Annotated in this window: 14 protein-coding genes; 5 read left to right on the forward strand and 9 right to left on the reverse strand. The window is 67.4% G+C overall.

From position 1 onward, the window contains the following. Positions 1–39: 39 nt before the first annotated feature. The 6 genes from WEG36_02575 to WEG36_02600 all read right to left on the reverse strand — a co-directional run bounded on the left by WEG36_02575 (position 40) and on the right by WEG36_02600 (position 5,991). Positions 40–2,166 carry a universal stress protein gene (locus WEG36_02575; GenBank protein MEX1256481.1) on the reverse strand — a complete coding sequence of 709 codons (2,127 nt, stop codon included), beginning with the start codon at positions 2,164–2,166 and terminating at the stop codon, positions 40–42. A 447-nt stretch (positions 2,167–2,613) separates the two neighbouring features. Further along, complete coding sequence (locus WEG36_02580; protein ID MEX1256482.1) at positions 2,614–3,336, reverse strand: ABC transporter permease; 723 nt, start codon at positions 3,334–3,336, stop codon at positions 2,614–2,616. Continuing rightward, the gene (locus tag WEG36_02585; protein MEX1256483.1) at positions 3,333–4,361 is read right to left on the reverse strand and encodes an ABC transporter ATP-binding protein; all 1,029 of its coding nucleotides are present in this window, start codon (positions 4,359–4,361) and stop codon (positions 3,333–3,335) included. Before WEG36_02585 ends, WEG36_02580 begins: the two co-directional genes overlap by 4 nt. Then, positions 4,362–4,814 carry a PCP reductase family protein gene (locus WEG36_02590; protein MEX1256484.1) on the reverse strand — a complete coding sequence of 151 codons (453 nt, stop codon included), beginning with the start codon at positions 4,812–4,814 and terminating at the stop codon, positions 4,362–4,364. It abuts the gene before it with no gap. Further along, positions 4,811–5,719, reverse strand: a complete 909-nt coding sequence (locus WEG36_02595) for a P-loop NTPase (GenBank protein MEX1256485.1) — start codon at positions 5,717–5,719, stop codon at positions 4,811–4,813. The genes WEG36_02590 and WEG36_02595 overlap by 4 nt, the downstream gene beginning before the upstream one ends. Before the next feature lie 26 nt (positions 5,720–5,745). After that, on the reverse strand, positions 5,746–5,991 hold the full coding sequence (locus WEG36_02600; protein ID MEX1256486.1) for a ferredoxin: 246 nt from the start codon (positions 5,989–5,991) through the stop codon (positions 5,746–5,748). A gap of 276 nt (positions 5,992–6,267) precedes the next feature. On the opposite strand from WEG36_02600, the gene WEG36_02605 reads away from it, so the two are divergent. After that, positions 6,268–7,065 (forward strand): DUF481 domain-containing protein, encoded by a 798-nt coding sequence (locus WEG36_02605; protein ID MEX1256487.1) that lies wholly within the window; start codon positions 6,268–6,270, stop codon positions 7,063–7,065. Positions 7,066–7,098: 33 nt separating this feature from the next. Here WEG36_02605 and WEG36_02610 read toward each other — a convergent pair whose 3' ends face one another. Beyond that, positions 7,099–8,388 (reverse strand): VWA domain-containing protein, encoded by a 1,290-nt coding sequence (locus tag WEG36_02610; protein ID MEX1256488.1) that lies wholly within the window; start codon positions 8,386–8,388, stop codon positions 7,099–7,101. A 203-nt stretch (positions 8,389–8,591) separates the two neighbouring features. Here WEG36_02610 and mutY point away from each other — a divergent pair, with 203 nt between their 5' ends. From mutY to WEG36_02625, 3 genes are read left to right on the forward strand one after another with little or no spacing between them, the layout of a single operon-like run. Next, positions 8,592–9,731 (forward strand): A/G-specific adenine glycosylase, encoded by a 1,140-nt coding sequence (gene mutY / locus WEG36_02615; protein ID MEX1256489.1) that lies wholly within the window; start codon positions 8,592–8,594, stop codon positions 9,729–9,731. A gap of 4 nt (positions 9,732–9,735) precedes the next feature. Further along, positions 9,736–10,647, forward strand: coding sequence for a universal stress protein (locus WEG36_02620; protein ID MEX1256490.1), 912 nt, complete (start codon positions 9,736–9,738; stop codon positions 10,645–10,647). A gap of 30 nt (positions 10,648–10,677) precedes the next feature. After that, positions 10,678–11,628 (forward strand): universal stress protein, encoded by a 951-nt coding sequence (locus WEG36_02625; protein ID MEX1256491.1) that lies wholly within the window; start codon positions 10,678–10,680, stop codon positions 11,626–11,628. Positions 11,629–11,665: 37 nt separating this feature from the next. Here WEG36_02625 and WEG36_02630 read toward each other — a convergent pair whose 3' ends face one another. After that, on the reverse strand, positions 11,666–13,138 hold the full coding sequence (locus tag WEG36_02630) for a magnesium chelatase (protein ID MEX1256492.1): 1,473 nt from the start codon (positions 13,136–13,138) through the stop codon (positions 11,666–11,668). A 170-nt stretch (positions 13,139–13,308) separates the two neighbouring features. Between WEG36_02630 and WEG36_02635 the strand changes: the two genes are divergently transcribed. Then, positions 13,309–14,988 carry an electron-transfer flavoprotein:ubiquinone oxidoreductase gene (locus tag WEG36_02635; protein ID MEX1256493.1) on the forward strand — a complete coding sequence of 560 codons (1,680 nt, stop codon included), beginning with the start codon at positions 13,309–13,311 and terminating at the stop codon, positions 14,986–14,988. 39 nt (positions 14,989–15,027) lie between these two features. On the opposite strand, the gene WEG36_02640 is transcribed toward WEG36_02635, so the two are convergent. Then, entirely contained in the window at positions 15,028–17,298 is a 2,271-nt protein-coding gene (locus WEG36_02640; GenBank protein MEX1256494.1) for a transglycosylase SLT domain-containing protein, read from the reverse strand. Positions 17,299–17,313 lie beyond the last annotated feature (15 nt).

A 17,313-nucleotide genomic window follows, 5' to 3' on the forward strand; every position in this document is an offset into this window, starting at 1 on the left:
CCGCAGCCAATGGTAGCGCGCGTCGTGCGAACGGCTCCATCAATTGGCGCCGTCCCGTTCCGTCGCCATGAAGCGTTCCATCGCGGAACGTGCCTCCTCGGGGGAGGCCATCTTGAGGTCCACGGGGCACTTCCCGGCCTTCTCTTCGATGTCTCTGATCGGGCACCGGGTAATCCCCTGGGCCTTCGCCTCCTCGATGAACTTCCGCATCTCGGGGGTGAGGCCGTCCACCCCTTCGGCGGCCGCCTGGATCTGCTTCGTCTGAAGCTCGCGGAACATGACGAGCATCGTGTCCATGTCGAACTCGTCCGCTTCGACCATGGCCTGTTTGTTTTCGTCCATGACGCGGGTCGTGACCCGCCAGAGCCCGTGCTCCTTGGCGAAACGCTCGACGGTGTTGCGGGCGAGAGGGCGGGCGACGAGGGGAACGGCGCGGAGCCGGTCGAAGGCCTCACTGCTCCAGACGACGGGGTCGTGCGCGGTCCGCTCGCGCGTCTGCACGTGCCCGGTGTAGGGGCACTTGGTTTCGATGGTGGGCACTGTCGCGACCGGGTCCGCGTCGTTCCCCTGGACGACGGTCCGCTTCATCGCCTCTTCGGCCTTCACCTCGGCCAGGGCGAGCTCCTCCGCCGTACCGATCCCCATGATGAGCTGCATGTGGGTCGGGAGGAGTTTCTTGATCGCCTCGTCGAGGCGTTCCCCGGTCACGGTCGGGAGGACGGTCGCCGTGCCCTTCACGCTCCCGTTGGTGGCGGCACCGTCTCCGTTGACGGACGCGCCATTCGCTGAAACGCCGTTTCCGTTCGCCTGGGCCGCGGCTCCATTCGACTCCGCGCCTCCACGCGCGGAGGCGACCGCGGGCCCGTAGTGCTCGAGGACGAACTCCTCGACCGCCTTCCGTGCGATTCCCAGCGCGAACGGGGGCACACGGAGAATCCGGACCTCCGCGTCGGGCGCCCACTCGAGCCCCTTTTCGCCGTCTTCCTCGATCCAGGGGATGTCGTCCGGGCGAACGTCCGTCGTCCCCACGAGGAGGATGTTCGTCGGGGAGAGGCGGCAAAGGTTCTCCGCCTGCGACCCCATGTCCGTCCCGTCCACGCGGTGTCCACCGTGTCGCGCGATCACCAGGAGGGTGGGGTTCAGCTCCTCTACCCACTGGAGAATGCACTGGAAGGGCTTCCCGATGAGGATCTGGGTCTCCATCTCCACGTCGGGGAACTCGCGGGCCATGATCTCGGCCCGCTTCAGGTTCGCCTGGCAGAGCTTCAGGAGCCCCTTGTCTATGATGTTGTTGTGGAGCTCTTCCTGCTCCTCGAACTTGAAGACCTTCGCCGCCTGGGCCGAGAGGACATCCTTGATGTTGCCGAAAACGACGTGGTGGTATTCGACGTCGAAGGCCGAACAGACGTGGAGTTTCGCGCCGAACTCGCGCGCCAGCTCCAGCGCCACCCGCATCGCCTTGTACGAGTAAGAAGAGCCATCCACGCAGACGATCCAATTCCCTCCGGAGAGAGGTCGGTCGTCCCTCACGATCAGGGTGTCCTTCTCGATTTCACGGATTACGCGAGAGGTGACGCCGCCGAGTTGGGAGTATGGCTGACGCCCGATTCCGTGTGCGCCCATGACGACGAGGTCGTAGTCGCGCCCGCTCTCGCCGGCCAGCTTCTCGTCCAAATCTTCGTCCTCGGCGACGATCCGGCCGTTTTCCCCGAGGCGCACGTCCCCCCGGACCTTATCTCCACCGTCGTATTTGCCGGCGATGTTGGGATCGAAGCCGATCAGGCTGGGAAGCCGCCCCGCTCCACGATTCGCCTCGCGGATGATCTCTTCGAAGTTGATTCCCTCGAGGAGCTGGCGAGTGAGAGGGATCTTCGCGGCCTGGCAGCGCTTGTCCGTCTCGTCGAGGAAGGAATCCGAAATGAGCTGGAGCCCCTTCTCGATCAGCTTGTCGTGGATCTTGCGCTGGCGCTTGATCTCTTCGTCGGTCTGAAACTGCGCGGGAAGGCCGGTCTCGAGCTGCCGGAAGCGGACGTCGTGTAGGCGGGCGGCATAAACGTGATTGCCCGTAATGCGCCCTTCGGAGCGGTTACAGACCTCGACTGCTCGCTCGACCGCCCAATTCGAGTGAGGGGAGTTATCAACGGGAACGAAGACCTCGCGGTACATAACGCGCCTCGGTCTCGGGGCCGCAGTTCCCTTCGTCCCTTGCGGGCACACACTGCCCACAACCCCGTTCAGGGGATCGCACAATGCTCTAACCGGCAACACTTCACCGGTAAGTCCCCCGAGCGTGGCTCGGGGGACCTGGTGTCGATCCGGGGCGAAGGTGGCGAGTCTTTCTCGCCATCTCGCATTGTCACCGACCGGTCTCCTCCCGGAGACCAACCGCCAAGCCACGACCGACCGTAGCCGGCGCGTGCTCAAGAACCGCGAGAACCTTGCGGACCCGTGCGCTCCAAGTACGAGGCAGGAGCCAGCGTATCACCTGCAGGCGTCCAAGGACGCCCAACGATCCGCCCGAAATGCGGCGAAATCCCAACCCTTCCGATCCCGCCGCGTGGCCAGTATATCCGGCCCCCTCAGGGCTGTCAACTTGCGGTTCGGGGCGTCGGGCTAACGGGGAGGAGCGCTGATTCTCGCCAGGATGAAGGGTGCGATCAGAAGTGTCACGACGAAGAGCAAAAGGGTGAGCGCGGACGGAATCGGAAGGGTCCCGATCAGCCCCGTTGGGATCCCGCTCCCCGCCGCGCCGAGAAGGGTTTCATGCATCGGGCTCGCGGGTAGAATCGCATCGAACGTGGCGCCCACCGTCCCCGGCGCCGGTGTGCGAAAGACGCCCGATCCATGGAGGAGAAAGAGGGCGATCACTGCCGCGAAGAGGGCGCCCTCTGCGATGGATCCGGCCGCCGCGGCGACCCAGACGCCGATGAGATTCGCGGCCAGAAGCGCGAGGGCGAGCGAGGCCGCCGCGACCAGGAGGGCGCCCGGGTTAAGGTTCGAGGGGAAGAGGATGAAAAGGAGCGCGGGGAGGAGCTGAAGCAGGTCGAGCAGGGACCCGGCGACGACCCGCTGGGCGAGGAATGCCCATTCGGGAAAGCCGGAGAGGACCATCCTCCGGAGCGGTCCTCCGTCTCCCTCGCGGAGGAGCGGGATCGCGGAGCCGAACGTGCCGAAGAGGACGAAGAGGACCGCGTACGCGGCCGAGGCGTGGAAGGAGGGGGCACCGGCGAGCTTGATGGGGAGGATCAGGAGGAGCGGAATCGCCACGTTGAAGTAAAGGAGACGCCGCCTCCGGAAAGCGAGGCGCCACTCGAGCTTCCAGATTGGGAGGCTCACCCTTGGCCCTCCCCGTTCCCTGACGGGAGGGGGGCCGACTCTCCGGTGAGCCGCTCGCCGGTCAGGGTGAAAAAGAGGTCCGCGAGCTTCGGCTCCCTGACCCTCACGTCCAGGATCGCGAGTCCCTCCGCGAGCAGTGTGGAGATGAGGGGAGGGAGGACGCGCCCTCCGGCGGAGCTGCGGACCTCGAGGCGGCGCCCCGTGAATCGTGCCTCTTCGATCCCCTCCACCTCGAGGAGTCGCCGGGCGAGCGTTTCTCCGGCCCCCCGATCTGACCGCGCGCCCGCGTCCTCTTCCTCCAACCCGACCTCGATGCGGGTTCCGGTTCCGAGCCGAGCGAGGAGTGTCGCGACTTCGGCGTCCTCGACGATAGCACCCTGATGGAGAAAGGCGATTCGGCTTCCCCAAAGGGGAAGGTCCCGCGTCTCGTTCGAAGCGAGGACGACGGCGGCTCCGGCTGAGGCGCTCTCCCGGATCGCATCCCTCAGGGCTCCCGTCCCAGCCGGGTCGAGACCGAGGGCGGGCTCGTCCAGGAGGAGAAGCTCGGGGGCGGGAGCGATCGCCTCGACGAGGAGGAGCTTCCGCCGCATGCCGAAGGAGTACTCGGAGACCGGCGTGCGGCGGACGTCGGATAGGGCGAAGGCTTCGAAAAGTCCGGAGATGCGCTCGGGAGTGGCCGCGCCCCGGGCGCCGAGCTCGACGAAAAGCGCGGCGTTTTCCTCTCCGGTGAGGGGCGAAACGTGGACAGGGGTGTCCGGAGCGTATCCGATCCGGCGCCGGAGGCCGCGCGGCGAGGACGCCGTGGCTTCCCCGAAAAGGGCGAGGGACCCTGCGGTGGGACGGAGGTCGGTAGCGAGAAGGCGGAGGAGGGTGCTTTTCCCCGACCCGTTTGGTCCCAACAGGGTGACGATCTCGCCCGGCCGCACTTCGAGGTCGGCCTGGCTCACTCCAATCCGTCCCGAGCGGTAGCGGTACTCCAACCCTCGCGCCAGGACCGCCGCGGGCCGAGGGCCCGGAGCCACCATCTACATCCCTTCCAGTCCGAGCTCGGACCGCGCGGTGTCCATGATCTCGGGCGTAAGGGTGCGGATCTCTCGCTCGCGCGCGTAGTCGGTGTAGATGCGCTTCACCATCCCGCGCACGAAGCTCGGTACGCGTTGGAGGCGCTCCACCGCCTCGGGGCTCCACTCCACCGGCGCGGGCCCGGCGCGTGGCCGGAGCTCGGGTTCCACGAAGGCCAGCTCGCTCCCGCCGTCGAGGGACCCCCGGGTCGCCTCCATGGGCTGCACGGGGACTTCTCTCCCCCCGATCTGAATTCCCATCGAGCTCACGAAGCGCGTCTCCATCGGGTTCGTAAGCATGGCCATTTCCCTGTGGCAGTTCCCGCAGGTGAAGACCGCGGCCAGCGTTCCGTCGCCGGGAAGCTGGCGTTCCGCGAATGCCATCACTTCGTCGCACTCGATGCACAGGAACTTCACGGCGCGCCTCCAAACGGGGCGCGCACGACTCCGGCCACGCGTCCCGCGAGCTCGCGCAAGGCGCGGGAGGCCGGACGTTCCCCCTCGCCTCCCGCCGGTGGGTGTCCGCGGTCCGTCTCGCGGCCAAGGACCGGATCGAAGGGGATCCGCGCCCAGACCGGAACGTCGGCGACGCCGGAGAGTTGACGGACCCCATCTCCGGGAAAGACGTCGTGCTCGTGCCCGCATTCAGGGCACACGTACCCGCTCATGTTCTCGACGAGCGCGATCTCCGCGGCCGACGCCTCGCGCACCAGCCGCACCGACCGGGCGACGACAGCGCGAGAGATCTCCGAAGGGGTGCTGACGAGGAGGACGAGGGGAATCCCCGGGACGAGCTCGAGCAGGCGGCGGATCTTGTCGGTTCCGGGGGGCACGTCGATCAGGAGAAAATCCGGCTCGCCCCAATCCACGTCGCCCAGAAACTCGCGGAGCGCCGTCGTCTCCATGCTGCTCTGCCAGAGAAAGGTGTCGGATGCCGGGTCTCTCCACCGGAGCGGGGCGTCTTCGCCCTCCTGGAGGAGCTCCATCGAAATGACGCGCACGCCTCCGACGCCCGTGGGAGGAATGACACCGGTCTCGCGGTCCTCCAGCCGGCCTCCCCGGACCCCGAGCATCCGGGCGAGGGACGGGCCGTTCAGGTCGGCGTCGAGGACGCCGACCCGGTGGCCGCGGCTCGCGAGCGCCACTGCCAGATTTGCGGTGACGGCGCTTTTTCCCACGCCTCCCTTGCCGCTCGCGATCGCGATGATCGTTCCGATTCCCGAGAGGCGCGCGGCGAGGCGCGCCCGCTGGTCGAGCACCTGTTCAAGGAGCTGCGAGCCGGTCGCGTGTTCGACTTCTCCGTATGTCCTGAACTTTCTCATCGGCGAAGCGTTCTCCCGTGCGTTTCTCAGGGGGCGAGCTGCGTGCCGTCGGGCCCGAGGACGGTCAGCGCGTCCACGGGACATGTCCGGCAGGCCGTCACGACCTCGCTCTCGGAAAGGGCTTCGATCCCGTCGCGAAAGATCGCGATCCCCTCGTCGTCCAGCTCAAAGGAGGCCGGGCTCGCCTCGATGCAGTCGCCGAAGCCCACGCAGATCAGCCGGTCGATCCGGACGGTCAGCTCGCCGGCCTTTCGCTCCTCGACGTCCGCCAACCCGCTCCCCCCGGCTCCTGAGTCGAACCACCGGCCGCGGGCATCCCTCCCGACGGACCTGCGCGAGCGGTGAAGGTTCCTCGGGTGACGGTCGTGCGGCAAGGGGCACGCGGCCTCGGGGGCGGCGGTAACAGCCGGCGACCTGGCGATGCCGCCGAGGGTTCACGGGGTTCGGCCGTGGAGATACCTTCCCTTCGATGGACTCGCATTGGCCCTCGAATCCCCAGGGGGCGAAGGCGCGATCCGAGCCGCACCCGTTCTCACACAGACCGCACGATGCCCGACCACTTTTTCCGTGGCCTTCCCCTCCTGGGTTCTATCCTCCTCCTGGCCTCCGCCGGGGCGGCCGCAGCGCAGGAGGCCGCGACAGGTGAGGCCGGCGATCGTTCCTGGGAGATCGAGGTGGAGGTGGGGGGGACTCTCTTCTTCGGCAACCGGGACCAGAGCATCGTCGCGACCCGCACCGAAATCTCCTGGGCGGATGCGAAGGTGGAGTCCACGGTCGGTCTCCGCTTCACTTATGGCGAGTCCACGGACGGCGAAGGGGTGACCGAAGTGAACCGGCGTTCCTGGCTGGTGGACAGCGCTCTGGACTTTCGACCGGGGGGGCTCTGGCGCCCTTTCGTGACCGGGAGGGCGGAGTCGGCGTTGGAGCGCCGGATCGACCGCCGTTACCAGGGAGGCGTGGGAGTCAAGTACGACAATCGGATAGACCGCGACAACCGGACGGAGTTTTCGCTCGGCGTCCTTGCCGAACGCACTTATCGAATTTCAACCTCGACTCCTTCCTCCGACGACCGGGGAGATGTCGGAAGGCTCTCCTCCGAGCTTCGAATCCGGCGCACTCTCATCTCCAACCGGATCGGGATCGACCTGCAAAACGCCTACCGCCCGGTCTTCGATGCCCTGGGTAACTTCGTCGTCACGTCGAGAAACGCGCTCACCTTGGAGCTCACAGAGGTCTTCGGCCTCCGCTTCTCGCACCAGAGCAACTACGACTCCGGGGCGAAGGACCGTGGGGCCGGCACGAACCACGACGGCGAGTTGCAGATTTCCGTCGTTGCGCGGTTCTGAAGGTCGGCGCCAGGAGGTCCGGGAAGTGCCGGTCTACCCGACGCGCCGGCGCTTCCCGCGAAGGAAATCCATCATCACGTATTCCCCGAGGGTTAGCGTCGAGGTGAAGTAGGCCTTTCCACGCGCAATCTCCGAAACTTTTTCGACGAAACGAACGAGATAGGGGTCCCGCGCGAGCATGAAGGTGTTGATGAGGATCCCCGCCTTGCGGCAGGCCATCACTTCGCGGTAACTCCGCTCCAGTATGCGAGGGTCAAGTCCGCCCGAGTTCGCGTATATGCGGCCGTCAGGAAGAGTCATCGCCGATGGTTTCCCGTCGGTCACCATGATGATCTGACGCATCTCCTTCTTCTGCGAGAGGAGAATGCGGCGAGCGACTTCGAGCCCCTCCGCGGTGTTCGTGTGGAAGGGGCCTACCTGCGCCTGGGCCAGCTGCGCGAGGGGGATCTCCTGCGCCCGGTCTCCGAAGGTGACGACCCGTAGCGAGTCGCCCGGGAACTGGGTGCGGATGAGGTGAGAGAGCGCGAGCGCCACACGCTTCGCAGGAGAGAAGCGGTCCTCTCCATACAGGATCATCGAGTGCGAAACGTCGAGCATGAGGACGGTCGCGCACGAGGAGCGATACTCGGCCTGGTGGACCATGAGGTCGCCGTAGTCGAGGTCGAGCGGAGTCCCGAGTCCGCTCCGCTGGATCGCATTCGAAAGGGTGGCCGGGAGGTCGAGGTTCATCGTATCACCGAACTCGTAAGGACGACTCGTACTTCCCGCCTCCACCCCGGTCGAGAGGTGCGGCGTGTCGTGAGACCCGACCGACGACTTGCCCATCGCGCCGAGGAGATCCCGCAGGGCGCGATATCCGAGGAAGTCCATCCCCTTCTGAGTCAGCGTGAAGTCCACGCGGAGGGATGCTTCGCGGGCCTCATCCACCTTCCCCTCCCGATTCGGCGGCTCATCCCCGGGACCGGGCGGGCCCTGCTGGTCGAGGGAGATGTATCCCTCATCCACCATCTTTTGCACGAGGTCGTTGAGGAGTTTCGCAATCTGCGCGCGGAGATCCGCGTCGCCACCTCCTTCACGCCCCAGCTCCTCGAGCATCTCCGGGGTGAGCTGCCCGCTCTCGAGGAGCGCGCGGAGGAGCACTTCCTTCAGGGCGTCCGTGGATGCGCGGTCGTCCGCGCCCGACCACCCCCAATAGGGATGGAAGTGCGGGCCGCCGGCGAATCCGCCGTCGAGGAGAAAGTCCGAGAGCTTCTCGAGTAGCGCCTCGAGATTCAGCGCGTCGAGAATGCTTCCTCGATACTTCGTGTAGGTCGTGAATCTCATCGAGGTCCGCGGGCGAAGTTGCAAGAAGCGGCACCGGGGGGCTCCGCACAGACAGTACCGGGGGGGATCCGGCCGGTTCCCCGATTCCCGGGTGTCCCCGGGGAACGACTTGGCTACCTTCCGGTCCGATGAGCCGCTCCAACTCCACTCCGATGGGTACGGCTCCCCGATCCGCCGCTCCGTTCGCGCGCGACGCTGCCGGGATGCCCGGTTGGGATGGGGAGCGGGCCGCCGCCTTCCGGAGGGCCCTGCTCGACTTCTATCGTGCGTCGGCGCGTGACCTTCCGTGGAGGGGATCTCCGCGCCCGTATGATGTCCTCGTCTCCGAGTTCATGCTCCAACAGACCCGTGTGGAGGCGGCGATCCCATACTTCGAAGCTTGGATGCGACGATTTCCGGACCTTTCGGCGCTCGCAGGCGCGGACTCGGAAGAGGTTCTCCGGGTCTGGGCGGGGCTCGGGTATTACGCGCGCGCCCGGAATCTGCACCGCGCGGTGCGCGAGGTCGTGGCCCAGCGCGGAGGCGAGATCCCCGACCAGGTCGAAGAACTCAGGGCGCTTCCGGGCGTCGGAGAATACACCGCGGCGGCGGTCGCCTCCATCGCCTTCGGAGCCCGTGCGGCGACGGTGGACGGAAACGTCCGGCGCGTTCTCGCACGATTGGCCGACGAGGCGGATCCTTCTCCCGCGAACTTGAGGCATTGGGCGTACCAGCTCCTTGACCCCGAAGACCCCGGCGCCTTCAATCAGGCGATGATGGAGCTCGGAGCGCTCGTATGTACGCCGCGCGCTCCCGGCTGCGGGGGGTGCCCCGTGGCGACTTACTGCCGTGCGCGTGCCGCCGGAACCCAGGGGGAGCGTCCCGCACGGCGCTCACCGCGCGTCGTACCGCGGTCGCGCGAGGCGGTCGCCGCAGTCGTCGGGGAGTCACACGGCCGTTTTTTCCTCCTCTTTCGGAAGCGACCGGAAAAGGGGCTCCTGGGAGGACTCTGGGAGCTCCCGGGAGTGGAGGTCGGGGAGAAAGAGGGGCCGCACGACTCGGCGAAGCGCCTCGCCGGCGGAATGGTCCGGTCGTTCGAGGGAACGGGGCGCCGGGACTCGGTTGGCGCGGGAACGCGGCTCGAGCCGCTCGAGCATGTCTTCACGCACCGGCGCCTTTGTTACCTTCCTTACCTCTTTCACGTCGCGGTGAAACAAATCCCGCGCGGGGCGTCGCGTTCCTTGCGATGGGTGGAGCCGGCATGTGCGCGGGAGCTTGCACTCCCGGCGGCGCAGCGAACCCTCCTGACCCGCGTCGAGGAGGCGCTCGGGGTCCGGACAATCTCAACTTGTGAGGCGGAGTAGGCCCATGTACAAGACGATTCTCGTTCCGTTGGACGGCTCCGACTTCGCCGAGGAAGCGTTGCCCCTCGCGAAGGCGCTCGCCGCAAAAATTGGAGCGGAACTGCACCTGGCCCATGTCGTCGTTCCGGAGCCCGACATGGACTTCAAGACGCCGCAGGAGGACCTGGATTGGCGCGGGCGCGTGAGGGAGGGTGCGGAGCGCTATCTCGCGGACCATGCGAAGACCGCCGAGGGGGAGGGGATCTCGACGCTCACGGCGGTGCTCGAAGGCCAAGTCACCTCCGCCCTCCTCGATTACGCGGAAGAACAGGAGGTGGATCTCATCGCCCTCACCAGCCACGGTTCGGGCGGGATCCAGAGGTGGTGGCTGGGAAGTGTGGCCGACGGGCTCCTTCAGTCCAGGAAGGCGGATCTCCTCTTGGTTCGCCCCTGGGACGAAACGGAAGAACGAAGCGGCCGCGAAGCTCTTTTCCACCGAATTCTCGTTCCGCTCGACGGGTCCGACCTGGCGGAAGGCGCCCTCCGTCCCGCGGTGGAGCTCGCCGAGCGGTTTGGCGCGTCTCTGATCGCGCTGCGCGTGGTGCCGAAGCCGCTCGAGTTGACCTCCATCTACGGGATGCCGGGCGTGGAGATCCGTGGTCGAGGCCACCAAGAGCGAGTCCAGGATGCCACCGCGTATCTCGCCGCGCTGGCGGATCGCCACTCCGGGGTCCCGGTCGAAGTCCATGTCGTCGAAAGCTCGGGAGCGGCCGACGGGGTCGTGAACAGCGCGCGAGCTCTCGAGGCCGATCTCGTCGTGCTCTCGAGCCGGGGACGGGGGGGGATGACGCGCGTCGTGATCGGGAGCGTGGCCGACAAGGTGATCCGGGGCACGACGCGTCCCGTCCTGGTCGTGCACGTCTCCGAGGAGGTCTGAGTCTCGGGGCAGCCGAGGAAAATTCCTGCGATGTATTCCCGGATCATGGTGCCGCTCGATGGGTCGGCCTTCGCGGAGGCCGCCCTTCCCTATGCTCTGGCGCTCGCCGGGAGGTGGCGTGCGGCGGTGGAGCTGGTGACTGTAAATGATGCCGAGAGTGGCGGGGGAGGCCGTTCGATGGCCGAAGGGTCGGCGGAGCGCCAGATGGGCGCGGAGTATCTGGCCTCCGTGCTCGAGAGGATCCGCACCTCGGGCTATCGGGGAAAATTCGAATCCGCCCTGGTCACGGGCGGCGAGGTGGTCCCCCGTCTCGTCGAGCGGCTCCGCAACTCCGCCGCCGACTTCGTGGTGATGACGACCCACGGGAGAGGACCCGTTCGCCGTGCCTGGCTGGGGAGCAGAGCGGACGGCTTCCTGCGATGCACTCCCGTTCCCGTCCTGTTGATCCGTCCCACTGGGGAGGATGCTGCAACCGGGGAGGATGCCGTCCCCGGGGACGAGCCCTCCCGGACCGATCTCTCCCATCTCCCGCCGCCCTTCAAACGCGTCCTCCTTCCCCTGGACGGCTCCCCCGAAGCGGAGCGGCTCCTCGAGATCGCGGCGCCTCTCGCCTCCGGAAGCGACACGGAAGTCCTCCTCCTCCGGGCCGTTCCCCCGTTCATTCCGTGCGGTTCACCCTACGTTCCCCATGTCGTGCGGGGCGCAGAGGAGGAAACGATGGTGACCGCCGCCGCGCAGGAATACCTCGATGCCCTTGCGACGAGGGTGCCGGTGGGAAGGGTGGTGACTCGCGTGACCACGATCGGACAACCGGCCCTCGCGATCCTCGATGTCGCCGAAGAAGAGGGCGCCGATCTCATCGCGATGTCCACCGCCGGGCGCGGGGGAGTCTCCCGAATGCTCCTGGGGAGCGTGGCCGACAAGGTGATCCGGGGTTCGGCGGTGCCCGTCCTTCTTTACCGTTACGCCCCGGAGGCGTAAGGGGGAGAAACCGCGAGAAAAGGGGCGTGGCCCCCGATCACATTCCCATCGGGGGAAAGCCGTGCAGCCCCTCTCCGCCGTGTCCCTTCCCGAACGAGCTGCCGTGGCGGGCGCGCGTATACCCGCCGTCGGAGCGCGAAATGCGATGCTCGGCGACGAGGGCCTCCAACACGAGCTCGCACGCGCCGGCGCGAACGCCGGGCTGGCTCTTTTCACCGGCGAGGCCGACCGCCCCGATCAGGGATAGGAGCCCGGGCACGTGCCCGAAGCCTCGAACGCAGGCTTCCGCGGCCGCGTCGTCGGAAACCTGGAGCGCCCCTCCCGATTCGAAGTATTCCACGATCTCCTCCACGTCTGCGCCACCAGCCCTCGCGTCGAAGGTCTCCTTGGCCGCGGCGGAGATGAGCTCGCGCGCGATGCGCGAGGCTCCCTGGAGCTCCCCGTCGTATTCCAGCTCGAGCTTCCCCGTGATCATCGGGAGGGAGGCGTAGATATCCCCGATCCGGGGAATCGCTATCTCCTCCTCGAGGCGTAGCGCCCGGCGCTCGGCATTCGAGACGGCCCCTTCGACGACGGTGATCGGCATGCGCTGGCTCACCCCGGAGCGCTGATCTATGCGCTTGTCGGCCCGGGCGAGGAAGGCGATCCGCTCCACGACCTCCGAGATGAAGTCGGGGATCTCGATGGGCAATCCTCCGCGATCCGTCCAGGCCTCCTGCTCCGTGATCTCGACCCCGGTCTCCACCGCCTCGGGGTAATGAGTCCGAATCTCCGCTCCGATCCGGTCTTTGAGCGGGGTGATGATCTTGCCCCTCGCCGTGTAGTCCTCCGGGTTGGCGGTGAAAACAAGGAAGACGTCGAGGGCCACTCGGATCGGGAAGCCTTTGATCTGGATGTCCCCCTCTTCCAGGATGTTGAAGAGGGCGACCTGGATCTTTCCCGCCAGGTCCGGCAGCTCGTTCAGGGCGAAGATCCCCCGGTTCGCCCGGGGGAGAAGCCCGTAGTGAATGGTGAGCTCGTCGGAGAGGAGGTGCCCTCCCTTTGCCGCCTTGATCGGATCGAGGTCTCCGATGAGGTCCGCCACCGTCACATCCGGTGTCGCGAGCTTCTCGACGTAGCGCGAGGAGCTGGGGACCCAGGCGATCGGAGCGTCGTCGCCCGCGGCCTCGACGAGAAGCCGCCCCTCTTTCGAAATGGGACGGTACGGATCGTCGTTCACCTCCGTCCCGTCGAGAACCGGGAGCTCGGGGTCGAGGAGATCCACGAGCTGGCGGAGGATTCGACTCTTCGCCTGCCCTCGGAGGCCCAGGAGGATGAAATCGTGGCGCGCGAGGATCGCGTTCACGATCTGCGGGATCACCGTGTCGCCGTAACCACGGATGCCAGGGAAGAGCTCGACTCCGGACCTGAGCTTGGTGACGAGGTTCGCCCGGACCTCGTCGCGCACGGAGCGGGATCGGTATCCCGATGCCTTTAGCGCTCCAAGCGTCTTGGGGAGGGATACGGGCATCGGGCAGCTCCTGGAGGACCGGTGGCCTGAGAAAGCCTTCCCCGGTCGGGCGAGGCGGTCGGCGCCGGTCCGACGTGACGGAGAGGAGGGGAGACGCTAGTCTTCCGGCTTCGCGGCTCCGGGTACCACCCGGATACCCCGAGGGTTCCGCAAGGAAGGCCGGGAGGGAGATGAGCAGTGCGAACGGCGCGGGGAGTGTCATCCACCCCGCGAAGGCGAGACCCCGCCTCCCCCGGGAACGCCTCATCGTGGAAGAGGCGCCCGGGAGCGAGGCGGTCCCGATGGACGTCGTTTTTGTCGGCGGCGGACCGGCGGGTCTCGCGGGTGCGATCGAGCTGGCGAAGCTCGTGCGGCGAAATCGCGACGAGGGCGGGGGGCTCGGCAACGTAGAGATCGCGGTTCTCGAGAAGGCAGCCGAGCTCGGGGGGCATTCGCTCTCCGGGGCCATTCTGAACCCGCGCCCCTTCCGCGAGCTTTTTCCGGATGTCGCCGACGCGGCCTTTCCCTTCCGCGGCGAAGTCGAGGGGGAGGCGGTCTACCTCCTCCGCGAATCCTCGTCGGTCAGGGTGCCGGTTCCCCCCACTATGCGGAACCATGGCAACCGGATCGCCTCGATCTGCGAAGTCGTGCGGTGGATGGGGGAAAAAGCGGAGGCGGTCGGGGTGAACGTCTTCCCCGGATTCCCGGTGGACTCCCTCCTCGTTGCGGAGGGAGGCGTGCGCGGGGTCCGGACCGCTCCGGCGGGCCTCGATCGGGAGGGGAATCCCGGTGCGGCATTCACGCCCCCGATGGAAGTGGCGGCGAGCGTCACGGTGCTCGCGGAGGGGACGCGGGGTTCCCTCACACAGGCGTGGATGGAACGCGAGGGGATCGGCTCCACCAATCCGCAGATTTACGCTCTCGGGGTCAAGGAGCTCTGGCGGGTCCCACGTCCCTTCGACCGCGTGATCCACACGCTCGGATGGCCGCTCCGCGAGGACACCTTCGGAGGGAGCTGGATCTACCCGATGGGAGAAGACGTCGTTTCGCTCGGGCTCGTAGTGGGCCTCGACTCGCCCGATGCCCGGCTCGATCCGCACGTCCTTCTCCAGCGCTTCAAGACGCATCCGAGGGTTCGTAGCCTTCTCGAGGGGGGCGAGCTTCTCGAGTGGGGTGCGAAGACGATTCCGGAGGGTGGATATCACGCTCTTCCCCGGAGGCGCCACGGAGACGGGGTGCTCGTGATCGGAGACGCCGCCGGGTACGTGGACGTCCCTTCGCTGAAGGGAATCCACTACGCCGTCCAGTCGGGAATCCTGGCGGCCCGCGCGATCTTTCGCGCCCTCGAGGTGGGAGACACCTCCGAGGCTGGGTTGCGGAGTTACACCGCTTCGGTGGACCGCTCCTTCATTGCCGAGGACCTTTACCGCACGCGCAACATGCGGGGCGCCTTCCGTTCCGGCCTCTGGGGGGGCGCCCTCAGTGCGGGCGCGATGACGTTGACGGGGGGTCGGTTTCCCGGGGGAGTGATCCGGATGGAGGAGGATGCCGAGCGCCCGCGTGTCGTGGAGCCCTCGATGACGCCTCCGCGTCCGGACGGAAAGCTCATCTTCTCCAAGCTCGACGCAGTCTTCCGCTCAGGGAACCGGACCCGCGACGACCTGCCTTCCCATCTCGTCGTCGGAGAGCATATCTCGCCGGGGCTGGCGGACTTTTATGCGCACCTCTGTCCCGCCGGAGTTTACGAGCGGGAGGGCGACCGGCTCGTCGTAAACGCCCCCAACTGCGTGGACTGCAAGGCGACCGACGTGCTCGGCCCCCGTTGGACCGTCAGGGAAGGAGGGAGTGGTCCCGCGTACCGGGCCATGTGAGGATCCGGGCTCCTCGGGACGAGGGCGCGCCCGGCAAAGTCAGCGTGCCCGCGAGATCCCAGGGACGCGACCCTCGTAGGGGCTCCGGGCGAGGGCGTCCGGATAGGAGAGACCGTGGCAGGGCTCCATCTCTCCGCATCCATACAACGCCGTGTAGATGCGGGCGTATTGCTGCACGACCTTCACGTAATTCCGCGTCTCGGCGAAGGGGATATGCTCCATGAAGACGTCGCGGTCCCGGTAGGCCGGATCGTCCCGCCACTGCCGGATCCGGTTCGGACCCGCATTGTAGGCCGCGAGCGCGTCTTCGGCGCGACCGTCGAAGCGGTCCAGCATCGTGCGTAGATAGGTCGTGCCGAGCCGGAGATTCGTCTCGGGGTCGGTGAGCGACTCCTCCGTGAAGCGGATGCCGAGCGAGCCCGCCACCTCCCGCCCCGTCGTGGGCATGAGCTGCATGAGCCCCACCGCGCCGGACGCGCTCACGATCTTCGCGTCCCAGGCGGATTCCTGGCGGATGACGCCTGCCACGAAAAAGGGATCGAGTCCGCGATTCGACGCCTCGCGCAAGAGGAATTCGCGGTGGGGGAGAGGGTGGACGATCCGGAGGAGCCGGAGATTCCATTCCTCCTCCATGCGGCGAAGATCCCGTCCCAGCACGATCGCCTCGAGCGGGAAGCCCCCCTCCACGAGCGCTTCTCCAAAGTCGTATGCGCCGTCCCCCCGCCGAAGGAAGTGCTCCGTCAGTCGTGCGAGCTCGTAGGAAAAGGAGCCGCTCGTGGGGACGAGGCGATGCACCCGCAGCCGGATGATCGCGTTCCGAAGTTCCAGCTCGAGCCCGGGAACCGGGAGGGGGCCGGGTCCGAGCCCCTCCGGGAGAACGGGGGCGCCGATCCGCTCCCCCGCGAAGACGCCGTATGCGGAGAGGGGGTCCTCGAGACGCGCCTCGGCGAAGCGCGCTCGGGCCAGCTCGTTCGATCCGGCCCGTTCGTGAGTCAGGGCGGCCCAATAGGAGGCCTGTTGTTGCGCGGCCGGGCGCCCGCCGCCGGAGAGGTAAGCCTCGAAAACGCGCGCCGCGCCTTCGAGATCGCCTTCCAGGTAGAGGGTCGTCCCGAGTTCGACCACAAGCGTTTCCGCCGTGGACCCTCGAACGCCCTCTTCCAAGAGGTCACCGAGAAGAGTCCGCGCGCGCGGACCAAATCCGGATTCGAGCTCGTGCTGAAGGAGAAGGGTGAAACCCTCGCTCCCCCGCGCGGACCCCGGGGCGAGCTCGACCACTCTCCGGAAGGAGGCGTCCGCTGCCGCGAGCGAGCCCCGCTCGAGGGCCGACCGTCCCCGCCAGTACATGGCTTCCAGGGCGGCTTCGGAAGTGCTGTCGGTCGCCACGAGGGGCGCGAGCAGATCCTCCGCCTCGCTGTAGCGGCGCTCCTCGAAGAGGGCGCGGGCCACCCCGAGCCTGATCTCGGTGTCCTCCTCCGGCGAGAGGGAATTCCGCTCCAGGAAGGAAGCGAGCCGGCGATGCGCTCCCTCCCAGGTCCCACCGGCGAGAAGGGACCGCCCGAGAAGGAGCTCGTCCGCCGGGGGGAGTGGAGCACGATTCCGGTCCAGAATTCGCGCCGCGCTCTGGGCGGCGGCGCCGCGCTCTCCCAGGGAGAGGACGCGCCAGAGGTCTTCGCGCGCCGCGGCGGAGTCTCCGGTCTCGAGACCCAGCCGTCCCGCGAAGAGCCAGAGCTCCGCGACTCTCGAGGCGTCCGTTTCCATCCCGGCCTGCGCGCGCGCCACCTCGCGGGCGGCGGCCGTATCCCCGGCCTCGATCAGAGACTCCGCCCGGACCCGCCATCCCCAGCGGGAGGCGTAATCCGTATCGGGGTCCAGCCCCTCCAGAGATCGGCGCACCGCCGCCGTGTCGCCCGTCGGCGCGAGCAACTCGGCGCGGACCAAGGGGCGCCAATCGCGAAGGGTCGGGAAGAGCGCGAGGATCGAGTCCACCTGGAGTGCGCCTCGGAGCTTATCGCCCTCCACCCACTCGGTGATGGCCTCCTCGAGGCGCACGAAGGCCGTGCGCTCGACCTCCGCGTTGGGCGCGTCGAGAGTCAGATAAAAGGCGAGGGGTTCCGCCGTCGGCACCGTTTCCGCGGCGATCAACCCTCCGCCCACCGATTCCCCTCCCGGGCGCCCCTCGAAGGTTGGCATGAGCGCCAGCGAGACCACGGCGAGCCCCTGGGCGGGGACACGCAGGTAGGGAGCGCGAATGAACCCCGCGCGGAGCCGGGAGAAGATCGCCCTTTTTGGGGTCGGATCGGGTGACGTCAACAAGAGGCTCCCTCG

Source organism: Gemmatimonadota bacterium, assembly GCA_040882465.1.
GTDB lineage: Bacteria > Gemmatimonadota > Gemmatimonadetes > Longimicrobiales > Gaopeijiaceae > JBBEBG01.